This window comes from Ligilactobacillus sp. WC1T17, assembly GCA_900110005.1.
Classification (GTDB): domain Bacteria; phylum Bacillota; class Bacilli; order Lactobacillales; family Lactobacillaceae; genus Ligilactobacillus; species Ligilactobacillus ruminis_A.
The window spans coordinates 224663-232764 of sequence record FOCC01000001.1; the positions used below are offsets into that span (position 1 = coordinate 224663).

Sequence of the window (8102 nt, forward strand, 5' to 3'; positions counted from 1 at the left end):
GGTTTTGTTTTTTATCTAAATGTTTTTTTAAACGAATGTGATACACTAATATAGTAGAAAAAAAGTCAAAGGGGTGGGAAATTTGACGCGTAAAGAGACGATTTTAGCCTACATTGAACAAAACCAAAGCCAAAACAAAGCCGGGTATACCACTAAAGAAATTTCCGAGGCTTTAGATATTGTCAGAACAAATGTCAGCAAAGAATTAAATGTGCTCGTGCGTGAGGGTAAATTAAGTAAAAGTAATGGAAGACCTGTTCGTTATGTGTTAGGGCATCCTTCCACGCTGCCGGTAAAAAAGCCTGCAGTCAATGCTGAATATGCTAAAAGAAAGCAGCAGATTACCGGCATTTTTCAGGCACAAGCAGTTGATCAATATACGCAGGATATTAAGCAAGATGTTTTTGAAAATATGATTGGCAGAAATGACAGCTTAAAAAACCAAGTTGGACAGGCTAAAGCGGCAATTTTGTATCCACCGCATGGGCTTAATGTGCTGATCACAGGCCCAACTGGTTCAGGTAAAACGTATTTTGCCAATGCGATGTACCGTTATGCAGTCAACCAGGGTGTTTTAAAAAAGCCGAGCTTTACCACGTTTAACTGCGCTGATTACGCCCATAACCCGCAATTATTGATGTCGCACTTATTTGGTTATGTTAAAGGCGCTTTTACGGGTGCCAACGAAGATCATGATGGATTAATCCAAGAGGCTGACGGCGGGATGCTCTTTTTGGATGAAGTGCACCGCCTGCCGCCGGAAGGTCAAGAAATGATTTTTTATTTTATGGACCATGGCACTTACAGCAAATTGGGCGAAACGGCTAAAACGCACCATTGTGATGTGCGCTTGATTTGTGCGACAACAGAAGACCCTGAAAGCAGTCTTTTGAAGACTTTTGTCCGCCGGATTCCGATTGCGATTAAAATGCCGGCTTTCAACCAAAGAAGTGCGCGCGAGCAAGTCCAGCTCTTAAAACAGCTACTGGCAATTGAAGCGGGACGGACGAACAAAGACATCAATTTGAGTGAAGACGTCGTTAAAGCATTAATCGGCAGTGTCACTTTTGGAAATGTTGGTCAATTGAAATCAAATGTGCAATTAGTATGTGCACAATCATTCTTAAATAGCATGCAAAATGATGCGACGATGACGATTGAATTTGATAAATTGCCGGAAAACATCAAATTAGGCCTGCAGCAGTTAGCTGGTAACCGGCAGAAATTAAACCAATTGTCCCGCATCCTGGAACCGCTGTTGACGATACATCCCGCTGACAATAACAAGATAATTTCTCAAAACGATGGGTATGAGCTGCCTTATAACCTTTATGAAATCATTGATTCTAAAGCTGCTATGCTCAAAGATGAAGGTTTAGACCAGGAAAAAATCAATAACTTTATTTTGACAGATATCAATGTTCACTTGAAATCCTTCTATAAAGAAGCTAAGGTGACCCGCCAAGAAAATAGTCTGCATGAGATTGTCGATCAAGAGTTAATTCAACTTACAGAAGAGCTCAAACAAGCTTTAACTGAAAAATATCAATATGACCTGGGCGATAACTTCATCTATGCCATGAGCTTGCATATCAGTTCTTTCATTAAAAGAATTCATGAACATAAGCCCATCAGAGCTGTTTCTGGTGATTTGGTAACGATGGTAAAAAGCTATCCTTTAGCCTTAGAGCAGGCTGAATATATCAAGACGGTGTTGGAGCATCATTATCAAATGATGGTGCCGGAATCAGAGATTTATTATTTAGCTGTTTTGCTGATTTCCTTAAAGCAAGCACCTAAAAACGGCAGCGTTGGGATTGTTGTGGCGGCTCATGGCAATAGTACGGCGACGTCCATGGTACAAGTCGTTGAAAAGCTGTTAGGTGCCCAAAATTTGGCTTCGTTTGATATGTCGCTGGAAATGAGCCCTAAAGCTGCTAGAGAAAAAATTATTGAAAAAGTCAAGCAAGTTAATAACGGCAATGGCGTTTTACTGCTGGTTGACATGGGATCGCTGGGCAGTTTTGGCGAACAGATAACTAACGAAACCGGAATTGAGGTTAAAACAATCGACATGGTAACGACAGCGATGGTGCTGGAAGCGGCTCGTAAAACCGCGCTGATTGAGAGTGACTTGAATACGGTTTATAGTGAATTACGTGATTTTAACGGCTACTATTCGCGCAAAAATGATAGCCAGCCGCTGCTTAGCAGACAGGAAAACGGCAAACCCCGCGCAATCATTGCGATTTGTTCAACCGGTGAAGGCACAGCCAAGAAAATTAAAGCAATGCTGGATGAAATTTTAATCAATCAGCTGATTGATGATGTGGTGGTTATTCCTTTATCGGTCGTGGGGATGAAAGGCCGGATTGAAGAAATTGAACAAAATTACCGGATTATTGCAGCTACAGGTATTACCAACCCTAATATTGGCGTGCCTTTTATCTCTTTAGACAACCTCTTCAAAGGCGGCGGCGCCGATTTTATTACGCTGCTGGATGATTCGGATACGTATTATGAACAGGAAAGTTTCAACCGGGATGATGATTCGCTCAGTATGAGCCAAGAGACGGTGTGCCAATATTTGGAAAAATATTATACTTTTATCAATCCTAAAAAGATTATTGGTATTTTATGGCAGTATTGTGACCTGATTGAGCGTTTTGGCACCGTTAAGTTCAGCCAAGCCGGGCGCATGGGCTTGGTGACACATTTGGCGGGGGCTATTGAGCGTTATCTACTTAAAACACCGATTACAGCTACGCCGGAAGAAATGGCCGAACTGGAGCACGAAGAAAACTTTGCTGCGGTAAAAAAAGCTGATATGATGCTTAAAGAGCGGCTTAATATTGAATTTGCCCCGGCTGAAGTGTACTACATTGTCAAAATGGTTGATACAGAAAAGGTAGAAAAATGATACACTAGTGTAGTGATACACTAAATGTAGTGTATTAGTGTATTTTTTGAAATTTTTTTAAGAAAAAACGCTGTTATAAAATAAAATTTAAAATTTTATGAAGCGTTTTCAAAAACATTGTTATAAGAACGTTTTAAGCTACCTGTTTAGCTGATATATGAAATATTTTAATGAATTTTTGGGAGGCTGTGCTTAATGATACACAAAAGTTGGCACGCAAGTTGCTATATGTATAGTGTAAGGATAATTCTTTGTAGGAGGCATAGATTTTATGCTTAGGTTAATTGTTGCAAGCCATGGAAGGATGGCCCAAGAATTGGTGGAATCATCATTTATGATTTTTGGCCGCCAAGAAGGCATTGAGGTTGCAACTTTTGGTTTAAACGAAAATCCAACCTCAATCAAAGAGAGATATCAAACAATTCTTGCACGGATGCCACAAGATGATCTAATTGTTTTCTTGTGTGATTTGTTTGGAGGTTCACCTTTTAATGCGGCGAAGACCTTTGTCGATGATAATCCTAAACGTTTTGGCCTAATCGGCGGCGTCAATTTGGCAATGCTTTTAGAAGCTTATATGTTAAGGAAATCAGATAAGACAATGGCTGAGATTATCACTTATTTAGAAGAAGTCAGTCGTTATGGTGTCAATCATTATGAATCAGGTGATTATGATGCCTTTTGATGTGAGGCTTCTAAGAATTGATAGTCGTTTGCTTCATGGCCAAGTGGCGACGAGTTGGGCTAAGATAACGAAAGCTGACCGCATTCTTGTTGTCTCGGACCGCGTTGCCCATGACAATCTCAGGAAGACGCTGATTATGCAGGCTGCACCACCGGGGGTTAAGGCGCATGTTTTAACCATCTCAAAGATGCTGCGCATTTATTATGATTCACGGTTCGATTTTATTAAAGCTATGATTTTAGTTGAGAACCCAGTGGATGCGATGCGGTTGATTTCCGGCGGATTAAAAGTTTCGTCAGTGAATATCGGTTCAATCAGTTTTGATAATTCCCGACAGATGGTTACTGATACAATTGCTTTGAGTAAAGAAGATATTTCAGTAATCACATGGATGCATCACCGCAATATTACGATAGATTACCGCAAAGTTGCTAGTGATCCTTACCGCGACTTTTGGAAGTGTCTATGTGAAAAAAAGCTGGTCCAAGAGACAGATTGAGTGTAAGAGGAGTTTAAATACTATATATGGGAGGCATTAATAATGGTAGGTATTATCCTAGCAAGTCATGGTAGCTTTGCAGACGGTATCTTTCAATCAGGTCAAATGATTTTTGGTGACCAAGAAAACGTCGCACATGTTACTTTGATGCCAAGTGAAGGCCCAGATGATATCAGAGCTAAGATGGAACAAGCCATCGCCGGCTTTGAAAACCAAGATGAAGTGTTATTCTTGGTTGACCTCTGGGGTGGTACACCGTTCAACCAAGCCAACAATTTGGTTGAACAACATAAAGATAAATGGGCAATCGTTGCCGGTATGAATTTGCCAATGGTTATCGAAGCCTATGCATCACGTTTGAGCATGAACACAGCTCACGAAATTGCCAGTCACCTTGTTGAAGCTGGTAAAGACGGTGTTCGTGTCAAACCAGAATCTTTGGCTCCTAAGAAGTCTGTTAAAAAAGCAGCTGCTAAACAACAAGCAGGCGGCGCAATTGCACCGGGTACAGTTCTTGGCGATGGCCACATCAAGTATGTTTTAGCACGCATTGACTCACGTTTGCTTCACGGTCAAGTTGCAACAGCTTGGACTAAGACAACAAGCCCAGACCGTATCATCGTTGTTTCAGACGGCGTTGCTCATGACAAATTACGTAAGAACTTAATCACTGAAGCTGCTCCTCCTGGAGTAAAGGCCAATGTTATTCCAATTCAAAAGATGATTGAAGTAGCAAAGGATCCTCGTTTCGGTGCTACCAAAGCATTATTGCTTTTTGAAACCCCAGAAGATGCTTTGAAGGCAATTGAAGGCGGCGTTGACATCAAGGAACTTAACATTGGTTCTATGGCTCACTCAGTCGGCAAAGTTGCGGTTAACAAGGTGCTTTCCTTGGGTAAAGAAGATGTTGAAACTTTCGACAAGCTTAAAGCTAAAGGCATCAAATTTGATGTACGTAAAGTTCCATCAGATTCCAAAGACAACATGGATGAAATCGTTGACAAAGCTCGTAAAGAGTTGCAAATGTAATTTCATTCATATTAAGAATAGGAGGATTAAGATATGTCTGCTATATCAATGGTTTTAGTAGTTATCGTTGCCTTCCTAGCAGGTATGGAAGGGATTCTTGATGAATTTGAATTCCACCAACCTCTAGTGGCATGTACATTAATCGGTTTAGTAACCGGTAATCTCACACTTGGTGTTATGTTAGGCGGTTCATTACAAATGCTCGCCTTAGGTTGGGCAAATATCGGGGCTGCCGTTGCTCCTGATGCTGCTTTAGCATCTGTCGCATCTGCAATTATTTTAGTTCAAGGTGGCCAAGGTACACATGGTATCGGTACTGCGATTGCAATTGCTATTCCTTTAGCTGTTGCTGGTTTGTTCTTAACAATGATTGTTCGTACAATCGCTGTTCCTATCGTCCACATTATGGACCGTGCTGCTGAAGAAGGCAACTACCGCCAAATCGAAGTATGGCAAATTATTGCTGTTTGCTTACAAGGTTTGCGTATTGCTATTCCAGCTGCTGCTCTTCTTGTTATTCCTGCATCTGCTGTTCGTAGTGCTTTAGCTGCTATGCCAGCATGGTTGTCCGATGGTATGACTATCGGTGGTGGTATGGTTGTTGCCGTAGGTTATGCTATGGTTATCAACATGATGGCTACTAAGGAAGTATGGCCATTCTTCGCAATTGGTTTTGTTATCGCTGCTATTTCTGATCTTACTTTGATTGCCTTAGGTGCTTTGGGTGTTTCATTTGGTTTGATTTACCTTGAACTTAAGAACAACGGTGGCAGCAGCAATGGCAACGGTGGTAGCAATACAGGCGATCCACTGGGTGACATTTTGGAAGATTACGAATAAAGGGAGGAACTCACAATGGCTGAAAAGAAAATTGCTTTAGATAAAAGAGACCGTTTAGCTGTTTGCTGGCGTTCAACCTTTATCCAAGGTTCATGGAACTATGAACGTATGCAAAACGGTGGCTGGTGCTATGCTATGATTCCAGCTATCAAGAAACTTTACAAGACAAAAGAAGACCGTGCTTCTGCTTTGAAGCGTCACATGGAATTCTTTAACACACACCCATACTTGGCATCCCCTATTTTGGGTGTTACTTTGGCCCTTGAAGAAGACCGTGCTAATGGTGCTGCCATTGACGACACAGCTGTTCAAGGTGTTAAAGTTGGTATGATGGGACCATTAGCCGGTGTTGGTGACCCAGTATTCTGGTACACTGTACGTCCAATGCTTGGTTCTGTTGGTGCATCTTTGGCTCTTGGCGGCAATGTTTTAGGACCTATCTTGTTCTTTGTATTATGGAACATTATTCGCTGGGCCTTCATGTGGTATACTCAAGAATTTGGCTACCGCGCAGGTTCACATATTACTGACGATATGTCAGGCGGTATGCTTCAATATGTAACAAGCCTTGCTTCTATTATGGGTATGTTCGTTTTAGGTGCCTTGATTGAACGTTGGGTATCCATCAAGTTCACACCGGTTGTTTCTAAGACTACTCTTTCTGATGGTGCTTACATCAACTGGGACAAGTTGCCACATGGCGCTGCGGGTATCAAGGAAGCCTTGACTGAACAAGCTAATGGTTTGGCACTTGACTCAACTAAAGTTACTACATTGCAAAACAACTTGGATCAATTGATTCCTGGTTTGATGGCTCTTTTGCTTACATTCCTTTGCATGTGGCTGCTTAAGAAGAAAGTTTCACCAATTGTTATTATCATCGGTATCTTTGTTGTAGGTATCGTATTCCACGTAATTGGTTTAATGTAATCATTTATAATTAATAAAAGCGGTCTTTATCTGGGGGGTAAGACCGCTTTATTGTATAATAAAAGAAAGTTAGTAAATTATTTGGCACAACGGAGGGAAATTATGGTTCAATCAATTAACACAAAAGTCGATTTAGTTATTGAAGGTACATCACATATGGGCTTGACCGATTATGGCAAGATTATGGTTGGTGACAAGGGGTTTGAATTTTTTGATGACCGCAATTTAAATAAGAATATCCAAATTCCTTGGACTGAAGTTGATTTAGTGATTGCCTCAGTAATGTTTAAGGGCCGTTATATTCCACGCTATGGCTTTCAAACGAAGCATAACGGTACATTTACTTTTTCATCAAAGCAGCCTAAAAAAGTGCTGCGGGCGATTAGAAAGTATATTGAACCTGAAAGGATGGTAAGATCACTTACTTTCATGCAAGTTGTAAAGCGTGCCTTAAAAAATAAATTTGCTAAAAAAGAAGCTTAGATAAAATCAGGTTGGCAAAAGCTGGCCTGATTTTTTTACTGCATAAATGAATAAAAAAAGTTCCTAATTGGATAAAAATGCTTTCATCACGAACAAAAGGTAGATTAAAAATAAGATCATTTGCATTTATATTTTTTGATATTTTTTTCGCTAAAAAGCTTGACGAATGCTGATAACCCTAGTATAGTTAATATCGTTGTCGCGGGGCAAAAGATATTTTTGCTTCGCTCCAATAAAAAATAAAATTAATCATTGACATCAAGCTGGTGAAATGATAAACTATAGAAGTTGTCAGTTGAACAAGAAAAAAATATTTATTTTGAATTTTTATTCAAAATAAATTAAAAAAGTTCTTGACGAGTTGATTGATGATTGATAAAATATAAGAGTTGTCGCTAAGGTAACTCTTATGAAACAGATCTTTGAAAACTGAACAAAGTTTCGATAAGCAAATGTGCAGGGCTTCTTGTTTTAGACAAGAGCAACAATATTTGCGAAGTCAATTCGCTAGTAAATTTAAATTTTGAGTCACAAACTTATAAATTGAGAGTTTGATCCTGGCTCAGGACGAACGCTGGCGGCGTGCCTAATACATGCAAGTCGAACGAAGCTTTTGATCAATAAATGCTTGCATTTAGCGATTAAAAGACTGAGTGGCGAACGGGTGAGTAACACGTAGGCAACCTGCCCAAAAGAGGGGGATAACACTTGGAAAC

General features: G+C 40.3%; 7 protein-coding genes and 1 rRNA gene. All 8 read left to right on the forward strand.

Translation table 11 applies throughout. The features are described from left to right. Positions 1-82 precede the first annotated feature (82 nt). Positions 83-2920 carry a sigma 54-interacting transcriptional regulator gene (locus tag BMX26_RS01055; RefSeq protein WP_075529623.1) on the forward strand — a complete coding sequence of 946 codons (2838 nt, stop codon included), beginning with the start codon at positions 83-85 and terminating at the stop codon, positions 2918-2920. A 271-nt stretch (positions 2921-3191) separates the two neighbouring features. After that, a complete protein-coding gene (locus BMX26_RS01060) occupies positions 3192-3605 on the forward strand; it encodes a PTS sugar transporter subunit IIA (protein WP_075529624.1) in 414 nt (137 codons plus the stop codon). After that, positions 3562-4104, forward strand: a complete 543-nt coding sequence (locus BMX26_RS01065) for a PTS system mannose/fructose/N-acetylgalactosamine-transporter subunit IIB (protein ID WP_225355173.1) — start codon at positions 3562-3564, stop codon at positions 4102-4104. The genes BMX26_RS01060 and BMX26_RS01065 overlap by 44 nt, the downstream gene beginning before the upstream one ends. A gap of 42 nt (positions 4105-4146) precedes the next feature. After that, positions 4147-5133, forward strand: a complete 987-nt coding sequence (locus tag BMX26_RS01070; RefSeq protein WP_075529626.1) for a mannose/fructose/sorbose PTS transporter subunit IIA — start codon at positions 4147-4149, stop codon at positions 5131-5133. Between the two features lie 33 nt (positions 5134-5166). After that, positions 5167-5973, forward strand: coding sequence for a PTS mannose/fructose/sorbose transporter subunit IIC (locus BMX26_RS01075; protein WP_075529627.1), 807 nt, complete (start codon positions 5167-5169; stop codon positions 5971-5973). Between the two features lie 15 nt (positions 5974-5988). Next, positions 5989-6903, forward strand: a complete 915-nt coding sequence (locus tag BMX26_RS01080; protein ID WP_075529628.1) for a PTS system mannose/fructose/sorbose family transporter subunit IID — start codon at positions 5989-5991, stop codon at positions 6901-6903. Between the two features lie 102 nt (positions 6904-7005). Continuing rightward, positions 7006-7386: a DUF956 family protein gene (locus tag BMX26_RS01085; RefSeq protein WP_075529629.1), complete on the forward strand. Its 381-nt coding sequence runs from the start codon at positions 7006-7008 to the stop codon at positions 7384-7386. A 539-nt stretch (positions 7387-7925) separates the two neighbouring features. Next, a 16S ribosomal RNA gene (locus tag BMX26_RS01090) occupies positions 7926-8102 on the forward strand; the annotation flags it as partial.